The following is a 26,638-nucleotide window of genomic DNA, read 5'->3' on the forward strand; positions in this document are numbered from 1 at the left end:
CTGTACCGGTGAGTGGAACCATCAAGAGGCGGCTCGGGGTCGACCCGACACACCGGCGGAGAACTTTTTGAAGTCGCGCGGCGCATCCATCATCGCCGCGGCGCGGCGGCCTTAGCAAGGATCGCAGATCGTTCCCTGAGTTTGGCGAACGCGGCTCACCTGATCGCTGACTGCCGTGAGATGGACCATGCGCAAACCACGGCATCGAGCTCAAGCTACTGTCATGCGCGTTGTAGGATTTGCGACACCGTGTCGAGGCGGCGACTTGCGTTATCAAAAATAGCTCAAACAAAATCGAGTTAAACTGTTTGGCACAAGACTTGAAAGCAAGAAACTGTCCGCAATTTTCGCTCATGGAATCGCAGTGATGGCCTACAAGATAATCGCATCCCAGTGCACTGTGTGCGGTGCATGTGAGTTCGAATGTCCCAATGCCGCGATCAGCCTGAAGAACGATATATACGTGATCAATCCGACCCAGTGTACCCAATGTGAGGGGCACTTTGACGCGCCGCAATGCGCCGTCGTTTGCCCGGTGCCAGATACCTGTGTGCCGGCATAGATGGAGTAGTCGATGAGGGGAGCTCCTGCGCGAAACATGATGAAGACGCTATCGACAGCGGCCGTCCGTCGGATTCGTCTTCTGTTTCTCTCACTCGCTGGCCCCGAGTTGCCGGCGACTTGCGCGATCCGCTTGGATCGATTGCGGCGGAGTCCCCGCCGGCGGGAGTTGTCGTTGCCCCAGTGGAGCGGGCAATGGTAGCTTTACAAGAGACAGTCGAGCGCGTCCGGCGCATCGACGTCGACCAGTATCGATATGGGTTTGAGACCCTGATCGAGTCCGACAAGGCCCCCAAGGGGCTGTCGGAAGAGACCGTCAAGTTTATCTCTGAGAAGAAGAACGAGCCCGCCTGGATGCTCCAGTGGCGGCTCGAGGCCTATCGGCGCTGGCTGGCCATGCAGGAGCCGACCTGGGCGCGCGTCGACTATCCCAAGATCGACTTCCAGGACCTCTATTACTATGCGGCGCCGAAGCCGAAGAAGACGGTCACCTCGCTCGACGAGATCGATCCGGAGATCCTGAAGACCTACGAGAAGCTCGGCATCCCCTTGCGGGAAGTCGCCATGCTCGAAGGCGTCGAGCCGAAGGTGGGCGAGGAAGATCCCGCCCGCCGCAAGATCGCGGTCGACGCGGTGTTCGATTCGGTCTCGGTGGCGACCACGTTCAAGGCGGAGCTGAAGAAGGCCGGTGTGATCTTCATGCCGATCTCGGAGGCGATCCGCGAGCATCCCGAGCTGGTGCAGAAGTATCTCGGCTCGGTGGTGCCGACCTCGGATAATTTCTACGCAACGCTGAACTCGGCGGTGTTTTCCGACGGCTCGTTCGTCTACGTGCCGCCCGGCGTGCGCTGCCCGATGGAGCTGTCGACCTATTTCCGTATCAACGAGCGCAATACCGGCCAGTTCGAGCGCACGCTGATCATCGCCGACAAGGGCTCCTACGTCTCCTATCTCGAGGGCTGCACCGCGCCGCAGCGCGACGAGAACCAGCTGCACGCCGCCGTGGTCGAGCTCATCGCTCATGACGATGCCGAGATCAAATATTCGACGGTGCAGAACTGGTATCCCGGCAATTCGGAAGGCAAGGGCGGCATCTACAATTTCGTCACCAAGCGTGGCGATTGCCGCGGCAACAATTCCAAGATCTCCTGGACCCAGGTCGAGACGGGTTCGGCGATCACCTGGAAATATCCGAGCTGCATCCTGCGCGGCGACAATTCCCGCGGCGAGTTCTACTCGATCGCGATCTCGAACGGCTTCCAGCAGGTCGATTCCGGTACCAAGATGATTCACCTCGGCAAGAACACGTCGAGCCGGATCATCTCCAAGGGCATCGCCGCCGGCAGGTCGCAGAACACCTATCGCGGCCTCGTCACCGCGCATCGGAAAGCGACGGGCGCGCGCAACTTCACCGCCTGCGATTCGCTCTTGATCGGCGACAAATGCGGCGCGCACACCGTGCCGTACATCGAGGCCAAGAACTCCTCGGCGACGTTCGAGCACGAAGCGACCACCTCGAAGATTTCCGAGGACGTGCTGTTCTACTGCGTCCAGCGCGGCCTCAGCCAGGAAGAGGCGGTCGGCCTCGTCGTCAACGGCTTCGTCAAGGACGTGCTGCAGCAGCTGCCGATGGAGTTCGCGGTGGAAGCGCAGAAGCTGATCTCGATCTCGCTCGAAGGGTCGGTCGGCTAGCTCGGACCTCGTCCTGAGAGGCCGCGCAAGCGGCCGTCTCGAAGGATGGATACCGGAAAGATTGATGGCCTCAATCCTTCGAGACGCGCCTTTCGGCGCTCCTCAGGATGAGGAGATAGATGGAAGGAAAATGATGGCTTTGCTTGAAGTGAAAGACCTCAAGGTTCGTGTCGAGGAGCGTGAGATCCTCCACGGGCTGACGCTGACCGTGAACGAAGGCGAGGTGCATGCGATCATGGGGCCGAACGGCTCCGGCAAGTCGACGCTCTCGCACGTCATCGCCGGCAAGCCCGGCTACGAGGTCACCGACGGCCAGATCCTGTTTAGGGGCGAGGACCTCTTGGAGATGGAGCCGAACGAGCGCGCCGCCAAGGGCGTGTTCCTGGCGTTCCAGTACCCGGTCGAAATTCCCGGCGTCGCCACCATGAACTTCCTGCGCACGGCACTGAACGCCCAGCGCAAGGCGCGCGGCGAGGATGAATACTCGACGCCGGACTTCCTCAAGAAGGTCCGCGAGGTCTCGAAGTCGCTGAACATCCCGCAGGACATGCTCAAGCGCGGCGTCAATGTCGGCTTCTCCGGCGGCGAGAAGAAGCGCAACGAGGTGCTGCAGATGGCGCTGTTCGAGCCGAGCCTGTGCATCCTTGACGAGATGGATTCGGGCCTCGACATCGACGCGCTGCGCATCGCGGCGGACGGCGTCAACGCGCTGCGGTCGCCCAAGCGCGCGATGGTCGTCATCACCCATTATCAGCGGCTGCTCAACTACATCGTGCCTGACGTCGTGCACGTGATGTCGAAGGGCCGAGTCGTGAAGAGCGGCGGCAAGGAACTGGCGCTGGAGCTCGAGGCTTGTGGCTACGGCCAATTCGAAGACGCGGCCTGACGGCTCTAGGGACTCCGATGAAGCAGGTTTTGCCCAAAGCCGACCCCGAACGCGCAAGTGGCAATGTTTTCGCTGCGGCGCGTGGACGGCTGCCTGGTGCAGGCCTTGTTCCCCAAATCCGGGCGAGCGCATTTGAGGTCTACGAGCGTACCGGTCTTCCGCATCGGGGCATGGAGGACTGGAAATACACAGATCTGCGCGCACTGATCGGCGAGGTGCTGCCACTCGCTCCGCGACCGGATGCGGAGGCGCTAGTGCGCGCAAAGGTGTCGGCCGAGCAAGTGTCTGCCGATCAGGCGGTCAAACTGGTTTTGGTGGATGGCATATTCGTGCCGGAGCTATCCGATCTCGGCAGGCTGGAAAATGAACTTGTTGTGCGGTCGCTGCGAGAGGTTCTGGAGAATTCGGCCCCTGGCGACATGGCAGGTCTGGTGCTGTCGACGACGACCGATTCCATTATCTCGCTCAACGCCGCATTGGCAACAGATGGCCTGGTGATTACGGTCGCCGACGGCAACGCGGTGAAGCGTCCAATTCAAATCGTTCACGTCGCAACCGGCGCGTCCGTGTCCACCTTTACACGCTCGTATCTACAGCTTGGTAAAGGCGCGCATGCGGCCATCGTGGAAAGTTTCGTCTCGGCTGAACGCGCGAGCGGCTATCAAGCCAACGATGCGATAATCGCCCTAGTCGGTAACGAGGCGAGCCTTTCGTATATCCGCGTCGCAGCCGCTGCCTCTGACGCCGTGAATATCTCGTCGGCGATCATCGCAGTCGGCGCCAGGGCTAAGCTCGACCTCTTCAGCATGACCTGCAGCGGCTCCATCAGCCGCTATCAGGGATTCATCTCGCTGGCTGGCGAGGGAACCAAGGTCTCGGCGAATGGAGTTAATCTCATCAGGGGCGAGCTTCACGCCGACACAACGATGGTGGTCGACCATGCCGTGCCACATTGCACCAGTCGGGAGAAGTTCCGCGCGGTCATCGACGATCGAGGCCGCTCGGTATTTCAGGGCCGAATTGTCGTTCGTCCTGCCGCCCGGAAGACGGACGCCACCCTGACGACGCGAGCGTTGCTCTTGTCCGACCAGGCCGAGGCTGACAGTAAGCCGGAACTTGAAATCTTGGCTGACGACGTGACCTGCGGCCACGGAGCGACATCGGGTGCGCTGGACAACAGTCTCGTATTCTATCTGCGCGCTCGAGGGCTACCCGAGAAGGATGCGAAGTCGTTGCTGATTAAAGCGTTCCTTGGCGAGTCGATTGAGGAGATCACTTCCGAGAATCTGCGCGATTTTGTGACAGCTCAAGCTGAACACTGGCTGCAGGCGGGGCGATGAGCGCACATCCCGCCGTGAGCAATGGCAGTTACGACGTCAACCGTATACGTATGGACTTTCCCGCGCTCGCCATGACGGTGTACGGCAAGCCGCTTGTTTACCTCGATAACGCTGCATCCTCGCAAAAGCCAAACGCGGTGCTTGACCGTATGATGCAGGTGTGCTCCAGCGAATACGCCAACGTTCATCGCGGCTTGCACTACCTCGCAAACGCGGCGACCGAGGCGTATGAAGGCGCCCGTACCAAGGTGGCGCGGTTTGTGAACGCGCGTACAAACGAAGAGATCATCTTCACTCGGAGCGCCACGGAGGCAATCAATCTGGTCGCGCAGACTTTTGGCCGTGAACGCGTTAACCCGGGTGATGAGATCGTGCTCTCCATGATGGAACACCATTCGAACATTGTGCCATGGCACCTTCTCAGGGAACGACTCGGTGCAGTGATCAAATGGGCGCCAGTGGATGATGACGGAAACTTCTTGCTCGATGAGTTTGAGCGACTGCTGACCCCGCGCACCAAGATGGTTGCAATCACACAAATGTCGAACGTGCTCGGCACAGTATTGCCGGTGAAAGACGTGGTGAGGATCGCGCATGCTCGTGGTATCCCGGTGCTGGTTGACGGCTCGCAAGCTTGCGTCCATCTGAGCGCCGACGTTTGCGACATTGATTGCGATTTCTACGTCATGACGGGCCACAAACTCTATGGTCCGACCGGGATCGGTGTGCTTTACGGCAAGTCTGAGCATCTGGCATCGATGCCGCCCTTCAATGGCGGCGGAGAGATGATCCGCGAGGTCTCGCGTTCCGGCGTCATTTATGGTGATCCGCCACACCGGTTCGAAGCAGGTACGCCGCCGATCGTCGAAGCCATTGGTTTAGGGGCAGCTATCGATTACATCAATTCAATAGGCAAGGTGCAGATCCGCAGGCACGAGAGCGTGCTGCTCGCTTACGCGCAGGAGAGGCTGGCGGAGATCAATTTCATGCGCTTGATCGGGAACCCGGCCGACAAGGGACCGATCATTTCTTTTGATATGAAGAGTGCGCATGCGCATGATATTGCCACCGTCATCGACCGCGCCGGTGTAGCGGTGCGGGCGGGGACCCATTGTGCGATGCCGCTGCTCAAGCGCTTCGGCGTGCTGGCAACGTGCCGTGCGTCCCTCGGACTTTACAATACACATCAGGAGATCGATGTGCTCGTGCGTGCGCTTATCAAGGCGCGGCAGCTGTTCTCGTGATTAGGCCAGCCTGCGATCTCCAGGTGGCAAGGCAGCTCGCATTGAGGCCTGGAGGATGAGGTCATGCACCTGACCACATAGCAGCAGGTAAGCACCTGTAGGTCGCAACAAGCATAGATAGGATTGATGGGCCTGTGTCGGCCAGCCGCCCTTGCGGCCGGTCTTCCAGTGCGGCGCCTTAGGCGAGGTCGATCGCAGCGTACTGCGATCGCGAACACGTTCGAGAATTGGGCGGGCAATTTCACGCATAGCCAGCCCTTGTTCAATTTCGAACAGGGCGGAGCCAAGAGTTCTCTGCCCCAAGCGTAATGTCGGGTTCGCAACACCAACCACCGTAACCGCAGGAGGCGCGCTAAGCGACTTTGATTGCTATGTTTTTGGCGCACATGATGCGCTGGCATGCTGGTTGCAAAAGTCTTGCCCAAGAAGCCGCCCTCGCAACAGCTAACTTTTGAAGGACATCAGATGAGTCTCGCCACGACCCAGAGCATCGCAGAAATCAGGGCTCGCAACAAAGAGCTGATCGAGGAGGTGCTGAAGGTCTATCCGGAGAAAACCGCGAAACGGCGTGCCAAGCACCTCAACGTTCACCAAGCCGGCAAGTCAGATTGCGGGGTGAAGTCCAACATCAAATCCATACCTGGCGTGATGACGATCAGGGGCTGCGCCTATGCAGGGTCAAAGGGAGTGGTCTGGGGACCGATCAAGGACATGGTCCATATCAGCCATGGCCCGGTAGGCTGCGGTCAATATTCGTGGGGCTCCCGACGCAATTATTACGTTGGCACGACGGGGATCGATAGCTTCGTGACCCTGCAGTTCACCTCCGACTTCCAGGAAAAGGATATCGTATTCGGTGGCGACAAAAAGCTGGTCAAAATTCTTGACGAAATCCAGGAGCTGTTTCCGCTCAACAACGGCATCACGATCCAATCGGAATGCCCGATCGGATTGATCGGTGACGACATCGAGGCCGTGTCGAGAGCGAAATCCAAGGAATACGGCGGCAAGACCATCGTGCCGGTCCGTTGTGAGGGCTTTCGGGGTGTGTCGCAATCACTAGGCCATCACATCGCCAACGATGCGGTGCGCGATTGGATTTTCGACCAGCTCGAGTCCGATGGCAAATCAAAGTTTGAGCCGACGCCGTACGATGTTGCGATCATCGGAGACTACAATATCGGCGGCGACGCCTGGTCATCGCGAATTCTGCTAGAGGAGATGGGCCTGCGGGTGATCGCGCAGTGGTCCGGCGACGGTTCACTAGCTGAGCTCGAGGCAACGCCGAAGGCAAAGCTCAACATTCTGCATTGCTACCGTTCTATGAACTACATCTCGCGTCACATGGAAGAGAAGTTCGGTATCCCCTGGTGCGAGTACAACTTCTTCGGACCTTCAAAGATCGCAGAGTCGCTGCGGAAGATTGCTGGCTATTTCGACGACAAGATCAAGGAAGGCGCCGAGCGGGTGATTGAAAAGTACCAACCGCTGGTGAGCGCTGTGATTGCAAAATATCGCCCGCGCCTGGAGGGCAAGACGGTGATGCTGTACGTCGGAGGGCTCCGTCCGCGTCATGTGATCGGCGCATACGAGGACCTCGGGATGGAAGTCATTGGTACGGGATACGAGTTCGGTCACAACGACGACTATCAGCGCACAGCTCAGCACTACGTAAAGGACAGCACGCTCATCTACGATGACGTTAATGGCTATGAGTTCGAGCGCTTCGTCGAAAAGCTCCAGCCTGACCTCGTCGGCTCGGGCATCAAGGAAAAATACGTTTTTCAAAAGATGGGTGTGCCGTTCCGGCAGATGCATTCCTGGGACTACTCGGGCCCATATCACGGCTACGACGGCTTTGCCATCTTTGCCCGCGACATGGACATGGCCATCAACTCGCCCGTCTGGAAGAAAACGAAGGCCCCCTGGAAGGAAGCTTCGAGGGCCAAGCTCCTGGCAGCAGAATAAACCAACTCATCTCGCTCTGCCGGAAAGCCAGGGCGACACCAATCTCGATAGTGAAGGATTTCAACAATGGCGCAGAGTGCCGAACACGTGCTCGATCATCTCGAACTGTTCCGAGGTCCAGAATACCAGGAGATGCTGGCCAAAAAGAAGATATTCGAGAATCCGCGCGATCCCGCAGAGGTTGAACGCATCAAGGAATGGACGAAGACGGCCGAATATCGCGAAAAGAACTTTGCGCGGGAGGCGCTAGCGGTAAATCCGGCCAAGGCATGCCAGCCACTTGGCGCCGTATTCGCCTCTGTTGGCTTTGAGGGCACGCTGCCCTTCGTCCACGGCTCGCAAGGCTGCGTTGCCTATTACCGCAGCCATCTGTCGCGGCACTTTAAGGAGCCTTCTTCCTGCGTCTCCTCGTCGATGACGGAAGATGCTGCCGTATTCGGCGGTCTGAACAACATGACCGACGGGCTCGCGAACAGCTACAACATGTACAAACCCAAGATGATTGCGGTCTCGACCACCTGCATGGCCGAGGTGATCGGCGATGACCTCAATGCCTTCATCAAAACGTCGAAAGAAAAAGGCTCGGTCCCGGCGGACTTCGACGTGCCATTCGCCCATACGCCGGCGTTCGTCGGGAGCCACGTCACCGGATATGACAATGCGCTCAAGGGCATTCTGGAGCATTTTTGGGACGGTAAGGCCGGAACAGCGCCGAAGCTGGAGCGCAAGCAGAACGGGGCGATCAACATCATTGGTGGGTTCGATGGCTATACCGTCGGGAACCTTCGCGAAATCAAGCGCATCTTGGCGTTGATGGGCATCCAGCACACGATTCTCGCTGATAATTCTGAAGTCTTCGATACTCCGACAGACGGCGAATTCCGGATGTATGACGGAGGCACGACGCTGGAAGATGCGGCCAACGCGGTTCACGCCAAGGCGACAATCTCCATGCAGCAGTGGTGCACCGAAAAAACGCTGCCATTCGTTGCTGATCATGGGCAGGACATCGTATCCTTCAACTACCCGGTGGGCTTATCCGCAACGGATGACTTTATCGTGGCGCTGTCACGCATCAGCGGCAAGGAGATTCCCGAGCAGCTCGCGCGAGAACGTGGCCGCTTGGTCGACGCCATCGCTGACTCCAGCGCGCATATCCATGGCAAGAAGTTCGCGATCTATGGTGATCCGGATCTTTGCTATGGGCTGGCTGCGTTTCTGCTCGAACTCGGCGCCGAACCGACCCATGTGCTGTCCACGAACGGCAGCAAGGCATGGCACGAAAAAATGCAGATGCTGCTTGCAAGCTCGCCATTCGGGCGGGGCTGCCAAGCCTATCCGGGCCGGGACCTCTGGCACATGCGCTCACTCCTGTTCACCGAGCCAGTCGATTTTCTGATTGGCAACACCTATGGCAAGTATCTGGAGCGCGATACTGGAACGCCACTGATCCGCATCGGCTTTCCAATTTTTGATCGGCATCACCATCACCGGTCCCCCCTATGGGGCTATCAGGGCGGCCTGAATGTGCTCGTGAAGATCCTGGACAAGGTCTTCGATGAGATGGACAAGAAGACAAACGTTCTTGGCGAAACTGACTACAGCTTCGACATCATTCGTTGATGAGCGACCGTGTCGCATGCCATCGCAATAACTCTGCGATGGCACAAGCACATGACCGTTGACCATGCAATTAGTTTGCGCTGAGAGGAAAAAGGGATGAGATCACTAGCGGCCACGGTCCAGAATATTTTTGACGAGCCGGGCTGCGCCAAGAACGGCATTAAGTCGGAGGCAGAACGCAAGAACGGCTGCACCAAACAACTGCAGCCGGGGAGCGCTGCGGGCGGCTGTGCTTTCGATGGCGCCAAGGTTGCGCTACAGCCGTTCACCGATGTCGCTCACTTGGTGCATGGTCCGATCGCGTGCGAAGGTAATTCCTGGGACAATCGCGGCGCGGCGTCGTCAGGCTCGAATCTGTGGCGCACCTCGTTCACAACCGATTTGAGCGAAACCGATATTGTATTCGGAGGCGAGAAGCGGCTCTGCAAAGCGATCAAGGAGATCATCGACAAGTGCGACCCGCCCGCGATCTTCGTTTATCAAACCTGCATCCCGGCGATGATTGGCGACGATATCAACGCAGTCTGTAAGGCCGCATCTCAAAGGTTCGCAAAGCCGGTGATCCCGATCAATTCCCCGGGCTTCGTCGGCTCGAAGAACCTCGGTAACAAGCTCGCCGGCGAGGCGTTGCTCGACTATGTGATCGGGACGCAAGAGCCAGACTACACCACCCCGTACGATATCAACCTGATCGGAGAATACAACCTTTCGGGAGAGCTCTGGCAAGTGAAGCCACTGCTAGACGAGCTTGGAATACGGATTCTCTCCTGCATCTCCGGCGATGGCAAGTATCGCGAAGTCGCTTCATCCCATCGCGCGCGGGCGGCGATGTTGGTGTGCTCAAAGTCCATGATCAACGTCGCACGCAAGATGGAGCAACGCTACGGGATTCCGTTCTTCGAGGGGGCGTTCTACGGTATTCAAGATTCGAGCGAATCGCTGCGTCAGCTTGCCCGCTTATTGGTTGAGCGCGGCGCGCCTGCAGATCTGCTCGGGCGCACTGAAGCGGTGATCGCGCGCGAGGAAGCGTGGGCCCGGGCTGCGATAGGGCCGTACAGGCCACGATTCGAAGGCAAGAAGGCTTTATTGATTACCGGCGGCGTCAAGTCATGGTCGATCGTTGCGGCACTCCAGGAAGCAGGGCTTGAGTTAGTCGGAACCAGCGTCAAAAAATCAACCAGGAAAGACAAGGAGCGCATCAAGGAGCTCATGGGGCAGGATGCCCACGTGATCGAGGACATTACGCCGCGCGAGATGTTTAAGATGTTAAAGGACGCAAAAGCGGACATCATGCTATCGGGCGGCAAGTCGCAGTTCGTCGCGCTGAAGGCGGCGATGCCATGGCTCGATATCAATCAGGAGCGTTGCCACGCCTATATGGGCTATGTCGGAATGGTCAAGCTGGTGGAGGAGATCGATAAGTCACTCTCGAGTCCGATGTGGGAGCAGCTACGTCGACCGGCACCATGGCAGGCATTGGCCAAGGCGATGGAGCAGATGCAATCGCCGGCGGCAGCGATCGCCTGCGATCCGGCGCTCGCCGAGACCGCGCGCCGCGCGAGGAAGATCTGCGTGTGTAACACGGTCGATCTGGGCACGATTGAGGATGCAATCTACGCGCACGGCCTGAGGAGCGTCGCAGCGGTGAGAGAGCATACCAATGCGGCCGGTGGCTGCTGCCGGAGGCGCATCGAAGGTATCTTGGTGTCCGATCCATCTGCCATGGTACAGGCGGCAGAATAAGGAGGCGTCATGGCCATCGTCACGGCGCCGACGAAAGCCTGCGCTGTCAACCCGCTGAAGATGAGTCAGCCGATCGGCGGCGCATTCGCCTTCATGGGGCTGCGCGGGGCGATGCCGCTTCTGCACGGCTCCCAGGGATGCACATCCTTCGGGCTCACGCTTTTCGTCCGGCATTTCAAAGAGGCAGTACCGCTGCAGACCACCGCGATGAGCGAGGTCGCGACCGTACTCGGCGGTTATGAGAATCTCGAGCAGGCTATACTGAACATCTACAACCGTACCAAGCCAAAAATCATCGGAATCTGCTCGACCGGTGTCACCGAGACCAACGGCGACGATGTGGATGCCTACCTCAAGCTAATCCGGAGCAAGCATCCCCAACTCGCAAAGTTGCCACTGGTGTATGTCTCGACGCCTGATTTCAAGGGCGCGTTCCAGGACGGCTGGGGGAAGGCTGTGGCACGCATTGTAGAGGTGCTGGTGGAAAGGCCCGGCGCCAATGGCCTGCGGGACCCATTGAAAGTGAATGTTCTGCCGGGTTGTCACCTCACGCCCGGCGACATTGATGAACTCCGTGTCATACTGGAAGATTTCGGGTTGTGCCCGTCCTTCCTCCCTGACGTAGCAGGATCGCTCGATGGACATATCCCCGATGAGTTTACGCCAACGACCATCGGCGGCATCGGCGTCGACGAAATTGCGGGCATGGGCCGCGCCGGATGGACGATTGCAATCGGGGCGCAGATGCAGCGTGCGGCAGAGGTCATGCAGGTCAAGACCGGCGTGCCTTTTCGTGTCTTCGAGCGGCTGTGTGGTCTCTGTCCAAACGACGAATTCATGACCTTCCTGAGCGAGATCAGCGGCCGCCCCATACCCTTGAAATATCGGCGCCAGCGCGGTCAGCTCGCCGATGCAATGCTGGACGCGCACTTCCATATTGGCGGTCGCAAAGTTGCTATCGGCGCTGAGCCAGACCTTCTGTTCGATATGTCCGGCATGCTGCACGACATGGGCGCTCAGGTGACAGCGGCCGTGACGACCACTCAGTCGGAGGTGATCGAGCGGATCAAGACCAAGGAAGTACTCATTGGCGATCTCGAGGATCTGGAAGGGCTTGCCAAAACACACCATTGCGACCTGCTGATCACGCATTCGCATGGCAGGCAAGCGGCGGCTCGCCTGAAATTGCCGTTCTATCGTACGGGTTTTCCTATGTTCGATCGACTTGGTGCGGGACACCAACTATCCGTGGGCTATCGTGGTACCCGCAATCTGATCTTCGAAATCGCCAACCTCGTGATCGCGCACCGCGAGGAGAACGATCAGCCTACGCCCGATAGATGGCGGACTGCGGCCGGTCTGCCACGATGCTCCGGGTATCGCAGCTCCGCCGGCGCGGCTGGGAGGTCGATTGCATGAAGGTCGCGTTTGCCACTCAGGACATGAGACGGGTGGATGCCCATTTTGGTTGGGCAAAGAATATCGCAATCTACGATGTCGCGCCTGGCGGGCACGTGTTTCTCAAAGCGATTGAGTTTGAGGGCGACCTTAAGGAAGACGGCAACGACGATAAATTGGCGCCGAAGATCGAGGCGATCAAGGATTGCGCGATTCTTTACGTCGCCGCCATCGGCGGTGCCGGGGCTGCGCGAGTGGTGGCCAACAAGATTCATCCTATCAAGGTGAACAAGCCAGAAAGCATTCTGGTGTTGCTCGAAAAACTCGAGCGCGTACTGAAGGGCACGCCACCTCCCTGGCTACGCAAGGCCATGGCAAAGGACCGACGGCGTACGTTCGAGTTCGACGAATGAGGTGATATGACCGCTAAAATAGAGCAGCAGGGCAGCGCCGTCGACGCGCCATTCCTCAAGGAGTTGATCAAGATTTGGCGTGCGCACGATACCAACGGAGCCTGGGACGGGAAAAGCGATCTTGACCTGCTCGAACCCTATATCCTGGACAAGCAGAAAAGGCGCGCATTGCCGATTATCGGTGATCCCGATCCCGATACACTGTGGCGGCTTAAGCTGTTCTTCGATGCGGTCGCGCTCTCGATCGAGAAGGAGACCGGCGGGATGATCCAGCCGATTCTGGATCTGCATCATGAAGGCTTCGGCCGCATGGTGCTCATCTCAGGTCGGCTGATCGCCGTGAACAAGCAGCTGCGCGACGTCCATCGCTTCGGATTTGATAATTTCGTAAAGCTCGCGCAGGAGGGCGACAAGTACGTCAGCGACGGAATCGACTTGACTCGGAAATTTCCGGACGTGGCAAACTATTGGGGATACTCATGAGCGATCGTGAAACATTGAAGGCGGAACTAAGGAAGGTGTCCGCCAAGGCGATACAGGCGAAGATGGATCTGCACGACCTTTCCGAAGAATTACCCATCAACTGGACCTCGATCATGCTGGTGGCGCAGAAGGCGTACGATGCCTATGCCGAACTTGAGCGCAAGGGCCTCGACTTGAAGGCGCTTGAAAAGACTTAAAAGGGGCAATGCATGTCGTTTCAAACACGAGACGGACGCGACTGGACGCCACAATACTTGATCTCGATCGATCCCAAGAAGTGCATCGGCTGTGGCCGCTGTTTCAAGGTTTGCGGCCGTGATGTCATGACGTTGAAAGGAATCAGCGAGGATGGCGAATTTGTCAACCTCGATGACGACGACGATGAGATCGAAAAGAAGGTCATGGTTCTGAATGATCAAGGCGCCTGCATTGGCTGCGGTGCATGCGCCAGGGTTTGCCCCGCGAACTGCCAGACTCACGCGTCAGCCGTACCTGAAGCGGCGTGAGCGAACACACTCGTCCTGTCGCGGCAGGCGAGATATAGGTGAGGAAAGGTGCAATTGCGATCAGGTGAACTCATGGTGAGAACGGCGCGCCAGAAGGATCTCGATTGGTTGGGGGCCGGCTATATTATGCCGATACAACAGCCGTTGCTCACAAACCACTCCTCTCCAAGGTCTGCCTATTCGTAGAAGGCGAGCCGCGCCTCACGCAGCGCTAAGTAGATCGAAGTGCCTGTCATGATGGATTCCTGAGAGCATAGTTCAAGGCAGGTAGCCACTTACGTTGGACGATTTGAGCCGAGGGGATACTGTGCATGTCTGCTTGCGATCAGGAGAAGCTTACGTGTCTGCCGCGCCGCCGATCGTGGACAATGATGTCTGCCTAGATGGTCGAATCTGAGAACGTGAAGTGCCGTAAACACCTTAGTTGGTCTTTTGCGCACGCCCGGTGACGGACGACATTTTCGCTGCCCAGTACACAGTCGTTGCAACAGAGCATCGAGAGCACATCGCAAATCAGACACGGAACACTTGGCACGCAGGTCTCTAATTGTCGTTGCGCGGGTACCTGGTCGGGCCTGCTACCCATCTGCTGATAGGGAATCTGCGAGTCATCATCATTAGACGTCGGTCTCTTTGACGGATCGGCAGCCGGCGATCTTACGTGCGATTCTACCCACAGATCGCGGCTTGTCGCAGCGAATTTGTAACTCACGCGCAGAGGTAGTCACGCCGAAGCGCAGGGTGTTTTGGTCAGGTTGTGGTCAGCTAGGAATCCTATCCTAGCAACAGAGCTTGCGCGGCACGAGCTCAGTTGCGTGCAACTTTGCCGATAGGAGAGCGCTCTCATGTATGGCAGAAGCGTTGGCTCATCCAGCCAGTTTACAACCGGTAACCAAACTGACGATTCGTCAGAAGCGGGAGATAGTCCCCGGTTTGCGGAAACACTTGCAGGAATGGAGCGAGGTGGGTCGTCATCCGAACCAGCGGCGTCATACTCTCTCGTTTCCGAACCGCCCATTAGAGAGATCGACCGAGACTCCTTTTTGCGCGGAGTTGAGAGATTCTTGCGCAATGATATCAGGCGCATCGCCGAGAATCCAGAAGAGTACTCGGACTTCGTCTCCCAGAAGGCTGAGCGCGCAGCAACGGTTGCTGGAAGTTACGCCAACACGTACGACGATCCAAATAAACCAGCACGATTTTACAGCTACCGGTTGGGCGACGAAATTGTCGGGCTTCTAAGAGCAGGAGGCCCGGCTCGGATTAAAGGAGACCATTTTCAGCAGCAGTTTGGGCGCAACGATATCACGTCCGTCGTAGATCTTAGGGTGACTCATCCGCTTGTCGAGAACGCTGGCGATATCTTGTTAGAACATCAACTGCGACAGGACGGGGACCAGCCACTGATCTTGTCGCGGCCGGCCCTTGCAGGCATGGAACCTCGTCTAGCGGATATGGGTTTTGTTCCCGTAGGTCGTAACTACTGGGTGCTTGATCCCCACCAGCGCGACGATGTGTGGGCGAAGAACGAGAACGATGAGTGGCAGCGGGTAGGCAAGCCTACGAAGTATCTTTCCAAAGATGGGGGCAGTGATGTCGGTCCTCAGAGAAGCTACGAAACGGACTCATCGGACGATGACCCTTCATTTTACTTGGAGCGCGCTCTTACGGAGATGCACATGGAGTAAATCCGCTGCAATAGCAACAGCGGCCCTGAAATGACGGACATTTAACCGTTCTGTTCCGGGCTCAACGGTCTTGCTTCAAAGGGGGCGCACGCTCGCTGCGTCGTCCCCGCCGGCTGAAACGTTCGTTCAACCTTTCTCCGAAAGCGCTTACGAAGCTGCGGTGGGATGCGATCCGAGGGGCGTAACGGGCGGGCCTACGGAGTGGCCATCAACGAGCAGCAACGACCAGCCTTCGCAAGCAGCTCTCTGGCAAATGGTGCAGAGGGCCTGGACCCGAAAGCTGCAGCTGTATGGCCATCATGGAAACGGCAGCAAGGCCCAAATTGTCGAACTGACTGGTCTGAATTATGCGTCGGGTAATTGGGTGAGCCAGCAATGGCTGGCTTGCGCGTTGGATTACCACAGACACTATCAGCCCGGCACTTGTACGGTTCTTGCAGGTTGCTTGCACAGCGACGATGAAAATCGTCTTGCGATGAATGGGCGATAAATGAGGCCAAGTCCTATCTACGTGATCTGCAGGTTTAATGACATCCCGAGCCGCCAGGCCATGGGATTCCGCCTTATGGTCGTCGATGACCACGGCAATCATCGGCCGTGGTCCATCATTGTGGTGCGCTGGGGCAAAAAGGTGCTTGGCTACGTCAATAGATGCCCGCACAACGGCGTCAATTTGGACTGGCAGCGGAACGAATTCCTCGATCCATACGGTATCCGGCTGATGTGCGGCAAGCATGGTTCGACCTTCGAACTCGGCACCGGCCGGTGCGTCGAAGGTCCATGTCAAGGTAGGGTACTCACGCCGATCGCGTTGGCAGTTCTGGACGGTGATATCTGCGTTGTCGGCGTGCATCTTGTCGAAGACGATGCATCGGCCAACAACTGAAGACCGCGCTCAGACCGGCCGGTTCTCGTTGCGGTCTTTCACGGGCTCCATCCACTTTAGCCCCTCGTCGTACGAGATCTCCTCATAGGATAGGTCGAGATCCTTTGCGGCATCGAGGAGGTAATCAAGCTTGCCGGCCGGATCGAGTTTCTTGATGTCGTCCTTGTTGAGCCCGACCAGGTCCATCATCTCCTTCCAAACCGTGGATTCATCGCACGGTAGGACGTGGAAGCTAATATCACCGAACTTGACTCGGTACTTCGCCAGTAAATCAATGTTGTTGCAAAACATGAAGTAGCTGCCAGTTGGGCTTAAGGCGCCGTCAAGGACGGTCACGACGTCAGCAAGATAGGCGAAGGAATGCAGGTAGCCGGCCAGCACCGGAATAGTGCGTTCACCGTCCTGCGCGATCGTCAACACCTGCTCAATCGAGTAGTCTGGCGGCCGTTTCTCGTCCGCGACCTGCGTCTGGAATTTTAGTGCCACGTCGCCGCGAAAGCCGAACCGGCCCGGCTTGGCAGTCCCGCCTTTGAGTACGGCATTGAGCAGGCGGCCCTCCTTCTCAAGTCTGCCGAGTGCGGTGTTCTCGATTGCAGTCATTAAACTCTTCCTCGATCTAAACTGTTCACCGACGCCTTGGCCGGTGCCAGATGCGATGCAAATTGCTTGCCGTCGCATGTGTAGCGGCCTTCGCCGTAGCTTAGAAGAAAACGCGTCAGTGGCTGCTATCGCCTCAAGGAGCCTTGTCGGGAACCCAACACCGGTTTCAACGCCAACAGGCACGATCCAAAAAGGTGAGCATCATCAAGCGTCTGCGCGCTGGCACGTGACTTGCCCCTAACAGCTAGATCCAAGATGATGAGGGAAAGCCGTGATCAACCTGACGCACAGCGCAGTGAACGCAATCAAGAGCGCGATTTCATCGTCGACGCACCCGACCGGCGGTCTGCGCGTCATGATCGAAGCGGGCGGCTGCAATGGATTCAAATACAAGATGGGTCTGGTCGAAGAACCGAATCCTGACGACGCCGTGATCGAATGCGATGGGCTGAAGGTGTTCGTTGATAACAAGAGCCGTGAGCATCTGATCGGGACGACCATCGATTTCGTGATGGCACTGGAGAGTTCTGGCTTTACCTTTCACAACCCGAACACCACCGCGAACTGCTCATGCGGAAAATCGTTCGGCTGATGAACCAAATCGTTCAGCTGATGAGGAGGACATCGAAGCATGCCGGCCGAACCGGAACAACTGAGGCAATCGCCGCCCATTACGACAGACCGAGAGCGTCGCATCCGCGGCGCCATCGAAGCAATCGGACCCAATCTGCAACGCGGTGGAGGTGACTGTCACCTGATCGAGATGGATGGCAGCAGGATCATGGTCAGGCTGTCCGCTACCCGCACGTTCCGTAAGCTTTCGAGCGTTACGCTGAAAGGCATTCAGGCGCGCGGCTTGTTGGTAAAATCGACGAATTGGTCCGCCTGGTCCCCGTCGCGGCTGCAGGCGAGGTAGCGGATTGAGCGAAAATCGAATGCTGATTTACCTCGATAATAATGCAACGACTCGGACCGATCCATCCGTGGTGCAAGCCATGTTGCCGTTCTTCACCGAGCAATTCGGCAATGCCTCGTCCACGCATGCCTTTGGCAGCGAGGTCGCAGTCGCTGTGAGGCAGGCACGGCGTAGCTTGCGTATCCTACTAGGGAATGCATACGATAATGAAATCGTTTTCACCTCGGGAGGGACCGAAGCCAATAATGCCGCAATCCTCTCTGCGCTTGCGATGCAGAAAGATCGCGACGAAATCGTCACCACCTCGGTAGAGCACTCCGCCGTTCTTGCGCTAACCGAGCAATTGGCGACAAGAGGGGTCAAGACGCACATCGTCGCCGTAGATTCCCGGGGCCGGCTCGACATCGAGGCGTTTCGCGGCGCACTCGGGCCACGCACAGCGATTGCCTCGGTTATGTGGGCCAACAACGAGACCGGAACGATGTTTCCGGTGGAGTTTCTGGCCGGGCTGGCCCGCGAGGCCGGCGCGCTGTTTCACACTGATGCGGTCCAGGCCATCGGTAAGGTGTGCGTGAACCTGAAGGACAGTGCGATCGACATGCTGTCGCTATCCGGGCACAAACTGCACGGCCCCAAGGGGATCGGCGCGCTTTATTTGCGCAAAGGGACAAAATTCCGGCCGCTGATCTGCGGCGGATCACAGGAACGAGGGCGCCGAGGCGGGACTGAGAATATTCCCGGCATTGTCGGCCTGGGAAAAGCCGCCGAGCTTGCGGCGGAGCGGCTTGACCCCGAACGCGGTCGCATTGGCGCTTTGCGCGACCGTCTTGAGCAGGGAATCTTGAAGAACGGCGGGTGCGTTGTGCTCGGCGACAGCGGCAATCGGTTGGCGAACACGGCCAATATTGCCTTCGACCATCTCGAAGGCGAAGCCATCGCCCACCATCTCGATCGGGCGGGCATCGCTGTGTCGCTCGGATCAGCCTGCAACTCCGGCTCCATTCAGCCATCGCATGTTCTGCGTGCCATGCAGGTGCCGCAGTGGCGAATGCACGGCGCGGTGCGCTTTTCTCTGTCGCGTGAAACCTCCGTTGCGGAGATCGATGAGGTCGTGTGCGCAGTGTCCGACATCGTGGCTCGCCTGCGCGCCACCTCCCCCATCGCAGTCAGGGAGTAGACCTCGTGAAAATCATGATCCGCCGGTCTCCGGACGCGGGCCTGTCGATCTACGTGCCCAAAAAGGATCTCGAAGAGCCAATCGTTGAATCCGAGTACGAGACGCTATGGGGCGGCTGGATCAAATTAGCTAATGGCTGGGTGCTCGATTTGCCTGAGATGCCGAGCGGCACAGCGTTACCGATCACAATTAACGCTAAAAAACGGGGCGAGAGCGGGGACGATCCGTGAAGGCGCCCCCACAGATCGACTTTGTCGATGGTGCCGATGCAAAGGCGAGGCTAGTTGACATCGCTGCCGGGCTGAGGGCCGCGAGCGTCATTCCCTATCTCGGTCCTGGCCTCGTCGAATTGTGCAGATCCGATATGCCGACCACGCAAGAGGCGTTGGCCAGCTTCTTCGCGAGCAAGGTTACGCCGCCGCGCCGGGCTAGGGGCAATGCGTGGGCCTCGGCGCAGCATATCGAGATCAGCAAACACCGGTCAGCCGTGACGACATTGATGACGCAGGCCTTCGCTCGCCCAGTCGAGCCGACGCGGTTGCACCATCATCTTGCGTCCCTGTCCCTGCCCGTCATAGTCGACGCGTGGTATGATGCCGCCATGCGCGCGGCGCTGGGTGAGCGCGATGGATGGGGCGAAGTGCAGGGTATCACCCGCATCGGCAATGGTGAGAATCGATGGTATCGCTTTTACGATTCACTTGGCCAGGGAGGTCGACAGTGCCGTGGCCGGCAGCTGGGCGACGGTGTTGTACAAGCCGCATGGTAGCGTGCAGCCGGCCAACAACTCCCTTATCTCCGACGCTGACTATGTCGAGGCGTTGACCGAAATCGACATTCCGACACCAATTCCGGACATCATCAAGAAAAGGCGAACCGGCCAGACCTTTCTCTTCATCGGCTGCCGCTTCAACGACCAGCTCTTGCGTAGCTATGCCCGGCAGATCATAAAGCGCTCGGCCGACACCCACTATGCGATCGTGGATCCGGACGCGCTCTCTCGCAACGAGCTTCGCTTTCTACTCGAGCAAGGCCTTACACCGCTTGTGATTGGGGTCCCTTGCGCGGTTGAGATACTGATCACCCATTAGCGTCCTTGTGAAGCCCGAATCCCCCAGCTCGTATCGGGCTATTTGCGATAGCCGTAACGCGAGAAGACCCGGTCAGATGGAGCCGGGTTCCGGCGAGCTCGGCGCGAGAATGAATGCGCAAGCCATGGAGCGCTGCGTGAGAATGACGACGTATCTGTCGCACTGACAACAAGCGTATCATTGTATGTTCTTGCATGAGCCGGCGCACATCGGTTCCGCTAACTCGTTGGCGTCTGGCAGCAATTTCATCGTCCCCGTCATGGCATGCGAGTTGCTAAGAGCTTCTTGAGGCTCGCTCACGGATGATCCTGGGAAGCCGATGATGCCTGCAGGGAAAATGAAAATGAACGCGGTCGTCGGACGCGGAAAATATGTCAAAGCGGCAGTGGATGGCGGCAAGATGAAGCCCGCCGCCGAGTATAAGGGCTGCCGCGCTTCGGCCAACACCGGTCAGGCGAGCTGCGGCTCGCAGGCGGGGCAAGGCGATCTGCCGATCGAAATCTGGGAAAAGGTTAAGAACCATCCCTGCTACAGCGAAGAAGCGCATCATCATTACGCCCGCATGCATGTCGCGGTCGCGCCTGCCTGCAACATCCAGTGCAATTACTGCAACCGAAAATACGACTGCGCCAATGAATCGCGTCCGGGTGTGGTGAGCGAGAAGCTCACGCCCGAGCAGGCGGTAAGAAAAGTGCTCGCCGTCGCGACCACTATTCCGCAGATGACGGTCCTTGGCATCGCTGGTCCCGGCGACCCTCTGGCCAATCCAGCAAAGACGTTCAAGACCTTCGAGCTGGTCGCCAAGGCGGCTCCGGATATCAAGCTGTGTTTGTCAACCAACGGACTGGCTCTGCCGGACCATATTGATACCATCGCCAGGTCCAAAATTGACCACGTCACCATCACCATCAACATGGTCGATCCCGAAATCGGCGCGATGATCTATCCGTGGATCTTCTTTAACCACAAGCGCTACACCGGCATCGACGCGGCAAGGATACTCACCGATCGCCAGCTGCAAGGCCTCGAGATGCTTGGCGAACGGGGCATCCTGTGCAAAGTCAACTCGGTGATGATCCCAAACATCAACGACCGCCACTTGGTCGAGGTCAACAAGGCGGTGAAGTCGCGCGGTGCCTTCCTTCACAATATCATGCCACTGATCTCCGCGCCCGAGCACGGCACGGTATTTGGCCTCAACGGTCAGCGCGGACCGACCGCGTGGGAATTAAAGGCGCTGCAAGATGCTTGTGAAGGGGAGACAAAAATGATGCGGCATTGCCGCCAGTGCCGCGCCGATGCGGTCGGTCTACTCGGGGAGGATCGCAGCGCAGAGTTCACCACCGATCAGGTCATGAAAATGGACGTCCAATATGACTTAGAGATGCGCAAGGCATATCAGAGCAGGGTAGAGCGTGAGCGTGCCGCCAGAGTCGCGGCCGGCCAAAAGGAGTTTGCCGAATGTGCCGGAGAGATGAGCGCGATCACTCTTCTAGTGGCCGTGGCGACCAAGGGCTCGGGGTTGATCAACGAGCACTTTGGGCATGCAAAGGAATTCCAGGTTTACGAACTTTCTACATCCGCCGCCAAATTCGTCGGCCACCGCCGCGTGGACGTTTACTGCCAGGGCGGTTATGGCGAGGAGGACAGGCTTTCCGCCATCATGGGTGGCATCCATGACTGCCATGCGGTCTTCGTGTCCAAGATCGGCGGCTGCCCGAAAAGCAAACTGATCAAGGCGGGGATCGAGCCGGTCGATCAATTCGCCCATGAGTTCATTGAGAAGTCGGCGATCGCCTGGTTCAAATCCTATCTGGACAAGGTGAAACGCGGGGAGATCCAGCACGTGCAGCGCGGCGACGCCGCGATCCGGCAAGGATCTCGGATCTCTGCAGCGTAAAGGGGGAATATGTGCCATTCAAAATTGTCGCCTCGCAGTGTACGAGCTGCTCAGCCTGCGAACCCTTATGCCCGAACGATGCCATCTCAGAAAGGGGGGGGAGCTTCGTCATTGAAGCGGTGAAATGCACTGAATGTGTTGGCCATTTCGACGAGCCGCAATGTGTCGCCGCCTGTCCGGTCGACAACACCTGTGTGGTTGACACATCCTTGCCTCGTTACCAGGCGCCAGCTTAAAGCGTGAGGCCCATGAGGTGGCGTGCCAAGAGCTGGTTCAAAAAGCGTCATTAGCTACGTGCTGCGGGTTGGCGGCGGCGCAGGCGCCGATCTTCGGTCCTCCATCGCGGACGAGAACTGCGCTGGATTGCCGTGCGTTCGTGCTGTAACTGGTCGGCAGCACGGCCCTGGCGGGCTTTCATTCCGCGCGGTGGTGCAAAGCCGGTTCGCGATGCCGAGAGTGGCCTTCTCGGCAGCGCTGCTATCGTCGATGTGACTGACGATGCCGCGCAAGGATGAAGTGAATGCAGAATCTCGCCTGAGGGGGCCGAGGCGGCTCCCCGCACCTCTAAAGGAACGATGCATGAGAGGCGATACATGAACAGCCTCGTTCGCGACAGCGACGTCGTCGAGCTCAATCAGCCGCCTGTCTACAGCTTTGGCCAAAAGGTGCGAGCCAATCGCACCATCCGCAATGATGGCACCTATCGCGGCAAGGAGATTGGCGACGTTTTAGTCAAGAAGGGAGAGGTGGGTTACGTCGTATCGATCGGCACGTTCCTGCAGCAATTCTACATCTACGGCGTCGAGTATCCGGAAAGCGGCTACCGTGTTGGCATGAAGCGCAAGGAACTGGAGCCGGTGGACGCCTACGAGGAGATCGATGATCTGCCATTGCCGGAGGAGTCGTGACGCAGCCCGGCTTTCCGAAATATCGACGTGGCCAGCGGATCAAGACCGCAGTCGACCTCATCAACGACCACTCATTTCCCGATACGGAGCCCGAAGGAGTCTTGCTCGCCGCCGGAGCGACCGGTGAGATCATCAACGTCGCGATCCATACCGAAGCGAACGTGCCGATCTACATTGTCGATTTTGGTGAGCAGCTGCTCATCGGCTGTCTTGAAGAAGAAATCACAGTGCTTTGAATGGAGGCTTTCGCCATGAATGCTGCGCTGATGAGAAAGATAAAGGCCGGGCTGGTGCCTCACCCGAACGAACTCGATCGCAAACGGATCGAGCGCGGCTTGAGCTCACGCAGGCGCTATCTCTACGTCTCGCCGAACGTGACGCCGGTGAGGGGCGGCTACCTCATCGAGAGCCCATGTTGCTCGCGCAACATCACCAAGGATGGCGCTCTCATCGATGTCGCGCTGGTTCTTTATGATGCCGTGTGCGGGATCTGGAAGCTGTTTCGCAAGAACCACGCGCGCGGAATCTGGGAATTTTACAGCCTTTACCATCGGTTGACTTCTGCAATCGACGAATTGAATGCGGATCCGGAGCGTCTGTTTTGGCAATGATGCCCCGCCTTTCACGAGCCACAGAGGAGCCACGATGGCGCTCACCGCGGAGGAATTGATCGAAATCGAGCGGCTGCTTGCAGCCGATGGCGCCGAGATGGGTTCGTTTGTCGAGCTGCAGCGCCGCTTTCCGCAACTTGCTTGGGTGCGCTGTGATGCGTCGGATGTGGCGGACCAGCCGTTCCGGCAGTTTCCGCGTTTCGACCTTCATCTGATCGATGGATCGGATCACTGCGTGCAGATTACAGCCGATCCGACGCGGGCGACCGGCATCGTCTTGGCCAAAAGGAATGTTGGGCGGTGAGCACTGAACTGGTAGAGTATCGGCTTGATGGCGCGTACACTCTGGAGGAGAATGCATCATTCATTCCACTGTCCGATCCCGATATCACCTTTGCCGAGCTCTCTGCCGTGGAAACGCTGCTGTGTTCGCCGCAGATCTCCAACGGGCAGATTACTGAGGCGTTTGAGCACGCTTTCGCCGCCTATCTTGGTCGCAAATATGCTGTTGCGGTCTCGAGTGGTACCATAGGGCTCCTCCTTGCGCTGAGGGCGCTCGGCATTGGTCCCGGGCACGAGGTTATCGCCTCGCCCTACTCCTTTCGTGAGACCGCGCATGCCATCAGTCTCGCAGGCGCACGAGCGGTATTTGCAGATATCGACTATTGATCGGGAGCATTAGTCCCAGCGAAGGCCGAAGAGCGCATCACGGCCAATACGCGGGCGATTGTCGCCGGCAATCCCAACGGTCATCCAGCGCCATGGTCGGAGCTGCGCGCGGTCGCCCAGCGCCATCAGCTGCTGCTTTTGGAGGATTCCACCGAGGCGATCGGATCGAGCTACAAGGGTGAGCTTGTCGGCCGGTTTGGCGACATCGCGGTGTTCGACTTTGCTCAGCCGCTGGCCCTAACCTGTGGTGAAGGCGCAATGGTTGTGACCGATGATATCGACATCGCGCTCGGCTTGCGTCGCCATCGCGCCCATCGCCTGGACGAGCGCTCTTCCGTTGTTGTCGGTAGCACGGCGCCTTATCAGGCCGGCATGAGCGATCTCACGGCTACCTTGGGCCTAGCGCAGCTCAAGCGTCTCGACGAAATCCTGGAGCGGCGTCGGTTCGTCGAGCAGCTTTATAACGCGCATATGCAATCATTTGAGGGCATCAAGCCGCCTTATGTTGGCCCCGATGTGGTCGAGGTAAACTGGTTGCTTTATCTCGTTCATCTGGGGACGCGCTTCACGCGATCGGGGCGCGACGCCATTATCGATGATCTGCGCGGCGCGCAGGTTGAATCCACCGCCTATAGCCAACCGCTGCACTTGCAACAACACTACTTCGACTTCGGCTATCGGCGTGGCGATTTCCTGGTTGCGGAAAAAATCGCAGATCGCGCTCTTGCGCTTCCGTTCCACACCCATCTCACGAACAAGCAGATCGAGTTTATCGTGGAGACCATGAAAGATGCGTCGATAAACGTGGGAGCGGGTGCCGCGATTTACTAAGATGATCGTCATCCACGACACGGAAGAATGTGGGTTGAATGGCGGTGAGCGTGGTATTTCTCATCGCGAGAGATGAGCAACGGACCGAGGATACGTCCTTTGTGGCAGCGTTGTCGGATAGCATGGCGGGAGCGCGCCGGATGCCGCTGGAGGTATGCACTTGTCTTAGAGCAGCAAGAGAAATGCTCCAAGCGAGCGCGAAGAAGCCCTTCTCGATATCAGAGAAGCGGCGCGTCCAAGGCGTGGCGTGAGAGCCTACGCGCCAAGGTGCCCAAAACTAAGCACATCACAGTCGAGATTCTCGGTGTCCGTTCAGGATCTTTAGAGTTATCAAAACAGGTGATCGGTATGAACTCGCAACAAGTCATCATCCACGTCCGCTTCGCTCCGAACGGAAGGGTGATCCAAATCAGCGAGCGTCCGGCGAAGCTCACGCCGAACCAGTGGTTTGACGTCCTCAACGCCCGTGCCAGCTCGGCTTATCGGGCGCTCGCTCGTGGCCGTGGGAGTTTTCAGCTGAGCCGGACTGCGATCGAAGCCTTCAAGCAGGAAACGGCGAGGCCGGGATGAGCGAACCTGTAATCGGCAACCTGATGAGCGGTCACGTCGAGGTTTTTGTCGTCTGTCCGGCCGATGCCATCGAGCGGAGTGGGGCCATGAGCTTTAGCCTGTCGCGGATTGACGATAGGGGCGAGAGCCGGCCGTTTCCGATTATTGTGGTGCGCACCTTCGGCAATGACTATTTTGGTTACGTGAATCGTTGTCCGCATCAGAGCGTCTGGCTGAATATCGGCTCTGGTACGTTTTTCTCGGCGGACCGCTCCTTTCTTAGATGCGGCCGGCACGGTGCAAGATTCGAGATCGACACTGGGATGTGCATCGACGGCCCCTGCGACGGACAATCGCTTGAGCCGGTAGCGCTCGCCGTGATCGAAGGTGACGTCTGCCTGTGCGGCGTCAAGCTGCTCGAGGACGATCGGTTTGGTGACCCCTTCGGGGACAGCGACGAAACCATGGATGTCACGATCCATCCGGACTAACGGGCCTATCGCTTTATTGTGCTCAAGCTGCCTTAGGGCGCTTTGCCCTCGAATGAGGGCCATTGTACGCGTGAGCGTTGGTAGATGCGTGTCACAGCTTGTGATGATACAAACGGGCACCTCGTCGGATTGCGGCCTTGCACTCCGCGACCTGCGCAGCACCACAAGCTGCTCTTGCGCTGGCTCGTCAGATCGAGCCGGCAGCGGGACATGCCTCCTACCGCCGTGGATATGTTTGAGGGGAAATGCCCCCGGCGGCTGGAAGTTCGCCGAGGGCATCGTCTGGGCGTGGAGAATGGCGGGACCCAGACTGACAGGATCGTTTGGGGATGAGGAATGAGCTGGCCCCGGTTGTCTGAACAGAATATCCGCGTCGATAAGTGGAGCCTCTGCCGGGGTTAGGCTGCCGTGCGGAGCGGCAGCGGGGTGAAGTAGGCTTGATCCGGTGTGCTGCCGTCAAGGCT

General features: G+C 58.2%; 28 protein-coding genes and 2 pseudogenes. 29 read left to right on the forward strand and 1 reads right to left on the reverse strand.

Annotated elements, in window-relative coordinates; genetic code table 11:
• Positions 1-367: 367 nt before the first annotated feature.
• From AC066S_RS35690 to AC066S_RS35760, 15 genes are all read left to right on the forward strand, one after another.
• Positions 368-562, forward strand: coding sequence for a 4Fe-4S binding protein (locus AC066S_RS35690; RefSeq protein ID WP_035730311.1), 195 nt, complete (start codon positions 368-370; stop codon positions 560-562).
• A 194-nt stretch (positions 563-756) separates the two neighbouring features.
• Positions 757-2,253 (forward strand): Fe-S cluster assembly protein SufB, encoded by a 1,497-nt coding sequence (gene sufB / locus AC066S_RS35695; protein ID WP_135171781.1) that lies wholly within the window; start codon positions 757-759, stop codon positions 2,251-2,253.
• A 133-nt stretch (positions 2,254-2,386) separates the two neighbouring features.
• Positions 2,387-3,139, forward strand: coding sequence for a Fe-S cluster assembly ATPase SufC (gene sufC / locus AC066S_RS35700; RefSeq protein WP_135167443.1), 753 nt, complete (start codon positions 2,387-2,389; stop codon positions 3,137-3,139).
• Between the two features lie 17 nt (positions 3,140-3,156).
• Entirely contained in the window at positions 3,157-4,479 is a 1,323-nt protein-coding gene (sufD, locus tag AC066S_RS35705; protein WP_126261643.1) for a Fe-S cluster assembly protein SufD, read from the forward strand.
• Positions 4,476-5,723, forward strand: coding sequence for a cysteine desulfurase (locus AC066S_RS35710; protein WP_478271808.1), 1,248 nt, complete (start codon positions 4,476-4,478; stop codon positions 5,721-5,723). The genes sufD and AC066S_RS35710 overlap by 4 nt, the downstream gene beginning before the upstream one ends.
• A 465-nt stretch (positions 5,724-6,188) precedes the next feature.
• A complete protein-coding gene (gene nifD, locus AC066S_RS35715; protein WP_126261677.1) occupies positions 6,189-7,691 on the forward strand; it encodes a nitrogenase molybdenum-iron protein alpha chain in 1,503 nt (500 codons plus the stop codon).
• A 66-nt stretch (positions 7,692-7,757) separates the two neighbouring features.
• Positions 7,758-9,314, forward strand: a complete 1,557-nt coding sequence (gene nifK, locus AC066S_RS35720; protein ID WP_478271809.1) for a nitrogenase molybdenum-iron protein subunit beta — start codon at positions 7,758-7,760, stop codon at positions 9,312-9,314.
• Positions 9,315-9,410: 96 nt separating this feature from the next.
• Entirely contained in the window at positions 9,411-11,057 is a 1,647-nt protein-coding gene (gene nifE, locus AC066S_RS35725; RefSeq protein WP_126261646.1) for a nitrogenase iron-molybdenum cofactor biosynthesis protein NifE, read from the forward strand.
• A gap of 9 nt (positions 11,058-11,066) precedes the next feature.
• Positions 11,067-12,476, forward strand: a complete 1,410-nt coding sequence (gene nifN / locus AC066S_RS35730; RefSeq protein WP_126261647.1) for a nitrogenase iron-molybdenum cofactor biosynthesis protein NifN — start codon at positions 11,067-11,069, stop codon at positions 12,474-12,476.
• Entirely contained in the window at positions 12,473-12,868 is a 396-nt protein-coding gene (gene nifX / locus AC066S_RS35735) for a nitrogen fixation protein NifX (protein ID WP_126261648.1), read from the forward strand. Before nifN ends, nifX begins: the two co-directional genes overlap by 4 nt.
• 6 nt (positions 12,869-12,874) lie before the next feature.
• Positions 12,875-13,351, forward strand: coding sequence for a NifX-associated nitrogen fixation protein (locus AC066S_RS35740; RefSeq protein WP_126261649.1), 477 nt, complete (start codon positions 12,875-12,877; stop codon positions 13,349-13,351).
• On the forward strand, positions 13,348-13,548 hold the full coding sequence (locus AC066S_RS35745; RefSeq protein WP_092218307.1) for a CCE_0567 family metalloprotein: 201 nt from the start codon (positions 13,348-13,350) through the stop codon (positions 13,546-13,548). The genes AC066S_RS35740 and AC066S_RS35745 overlap by 4 nt, the downstream gene beginning before the upstream one ends.
• Positions 13,549-13,560: 12 nt before the next feature.
• Complete coding sequence (gene fdxB / locus AC066S_RS35750) at positions 13,561-13,857, forward strand: ferredoxin III, nif-specific (RefSeq protein WP_126261650.1); 297 nt, start codon at positions 13,561-13,563, stop codon at positions 13,855-13,857.
• 1,064 nt (positions 13,858-14,921) lie between these two features.
• Entirely contained in the window at positions 14,922-15,545 is a 624-nt protein-coding gene (locus AC066S_RS35755; protein WP_235884899.1) for a host specificity protein, read from the forward strand.
• Positions 15,546-16,035: 490 nt separating this feature from the next.
• Positions 16,036-16,431, forward strand: a complete 396-nt coding sequence (locus AC066S_RS35760) for a Rieske (2Fe-2S) protein (RefSeq protein ID WP_126261651.1) — start codon at positions 16,036-16,038, stop codon at positions 16,429-16,431.
• A gap of 9 nt (positions 16,432-16,440) precedes the next feature.
• On the opposite strand, the gene AC066S_RS35765 is transcribed toward AC066S_RS35760, so the two are convergent.
• Complete coding sequence (locus AC066S_RS35765) at positions 16,441-17,031, reverse strand: hypothetical protein (RefSeq protein WP_126261652.1); 591 nt, start codon at positions 17,029-17,031, stop codon at positions 16,441-16,443.
• A 271-nt stretch (positions 17,032-17,302) separates the two neighbouring features.
• Here AC066S_RS35765 and AC066S_RS35770 point away from each other — a divergent pair, with 271 nt between their 5' ends.
• The 14 genes and pseudogenes from AC066S_RS35770 to AC066S_RS35835 all read left to right on the forward strand — a co-directional run bounded on the left by AC066S_RS35770 (position 17,303) and on the right by AC066S_RS35835 (position 26,174).
• Complete coding sequence (locus AC066S_RS35770) at positions 17,303-17,623, forward strand: iron-sulfur cluster assembly accessory protein (protein ID WP_126261653.1); 321 nt, start codon at positions 17,303-17,305, stop codon at positions 17,621-17,623.
• Positions 17,624-17,662: 39 nt separating this feature from the next.
• The gene (locus AC066S_RS35775; protein WP_235884898.1) at positions 17,663-17,947 is read left to right on the forward strand and encodes a NifU family protein; all 285 of its coding nucleotides are present in this window, start codon (positions 17,663-17,665) and stop codon (positions 17,945-17,947) included.
• 4 nt (positions 17,948-17,951) lie between these two features.
• Positions 17,952-19,124: a cysteine desulfurase NifS gene (nifS, locus tag AC066S_RS35780; RefSeq protein ID WP_126261654.1), complete on the forward strand. Its 1,173-nt coding sequence runs from the start codon at positions 17,952-17,954 to the stop codon at positions 19,122-19,124.
• A gap of 5 nt (positions 19,125-19,129) precedes the next feature.
• Positions 19,130-19,354: a putative nitrogen fixation protein NifT gene (gene nifT / locus AC066S_RS35785; RefSeq protein ID WP_126261655.1), complete on the forward strand. Its 225-nt coding sequence runs from the start codon at positions 19,130-19,132 to the stop codon at positions 19,352-19,354.
• Positions 19,351-20,215: pseudogene (locus AC066S_RS35790) on the forward strand (SIR2 family NAD-dependent protein deacylase). The gene nifT and the pseudogene AC066S_RS35790 overlap by 4 nt, the downstream one beginning before the upstream one ends.
• A gap of 400 nt (positions 20,216-20,615) precedes the next feature.
• The gene (gene nifB / locus AC066S_RS35795; RefSeq protein ID WP_126261679.1) at positions 20,616-22,115 is read left to right on the forward strand and encodes a nitrogenase cofactor biosynthesis protein NifB; all 1,500 of its coding nucleotides are present in this window, start codon (positions 20,616-20,618) and stop codon (positions 22,113-22,115) included.
• A gap of 11 nt (positions 22,116-22,126) precedes the next feature.
• On the forward strand, positions 22,127-22,351 hold the full coding sequence (locus AC066S_RS35800; protein ID WP_126261656.1) for a 4Fe-4S binding protein: 225 nt from the start codon (positions 22,127-22,129) through the stop codon (positions 22,349-22,351).
• Between the two features lie 357 nt (positions 22,352-22,708).
• Positions 22,709-23,023 (forward strand): nitrogen fixation protein NifZ, encoded by a 315-nt coding sequence (locus AC066S_RS35805; protein ID WP_126261657.1) that lies wholly within the window; start codon positions 22,709-22,711, stop codon positions 23,021-23,023.
• On the forward strand, positions 23,020-23,259 hold the full coding sequence (locus AC066S_RS35810) for a nitrogen fixation protein NifZ (RefSeq protein WP_126261658.1): 240 nt from the start codon (positions 23,020-23,022) through the stop codon (positions 23,257-23,259). Before AC066S_RS35805 ends, AC066S_RS35810 begins: the two co-directional genes overlap by 4 nt.
• 15 nt (positions 23,260-23,274) lie before the next feature.
• Complete coding sequence (locus tag AC066S_RS35815) at positions 23,275-23,634, forward strand: DUF3024 domain-containing protein (RefSeq protein WP_126261659.1); 360 nt, start codon at positions 23,275-23,277, stop codon at positions 23,632-23,634.
• Positions 23,635-23,668: 34 nt separating this feature from the next.
• The gene (locus AC066S_RS35820) at positions 23,669-23,938 is read left to right on the forward strand and encodes a hypothetical protein (RefSeq protein WP_126261660.1); all 270 of its coding nucleotides are present in this window, start codon (positions 23,669-23,671) and stop codon (positions 23,936-23,938) included.
• Between the two features lie 41 nt (positions 23,939-23,979).
• A pseudogene (locus AC066S_RS35825) lies at positions 23,980-25,134 on the forward strand (DegT/DnrJ/EryC1/StrS family aminotransferase).
• Positions 25,135-25,401: 267 nt separating this feature from the next.
• Positions 25,402-25,704: a hypothetical protein gene (locus AC066S_RS35830; protein ID WP_430642558.1), complete on the forward strand. Its 303-nt coding sequence runs from the start codon at positions 25,402-25,404 to the stop codon at positions 25,702-25,704.
• The gene (locus tag AC066S_RS35835) at positions 25,701-26,174 is read left to right on the forward strand and encodes a Rieske (2Fe-2S) protein (protein ID WP_126261661.1); all 474 of its coding nucleotides are present in this window, start codon (positions 25,701-25,703) and stop codon (positions 26,172-26,174) included. Before AC066S_RS35830 ends, AC066S_RS35835 begins: the two co-directional genes overlap by 4 nt.
• The last annotated feature ends 464 nt before the right edge of the window (positions 26,175-26,638 follow it).

The organism is Bradyrhizobium sp. CFUWI (assembly GCF_056429085.1).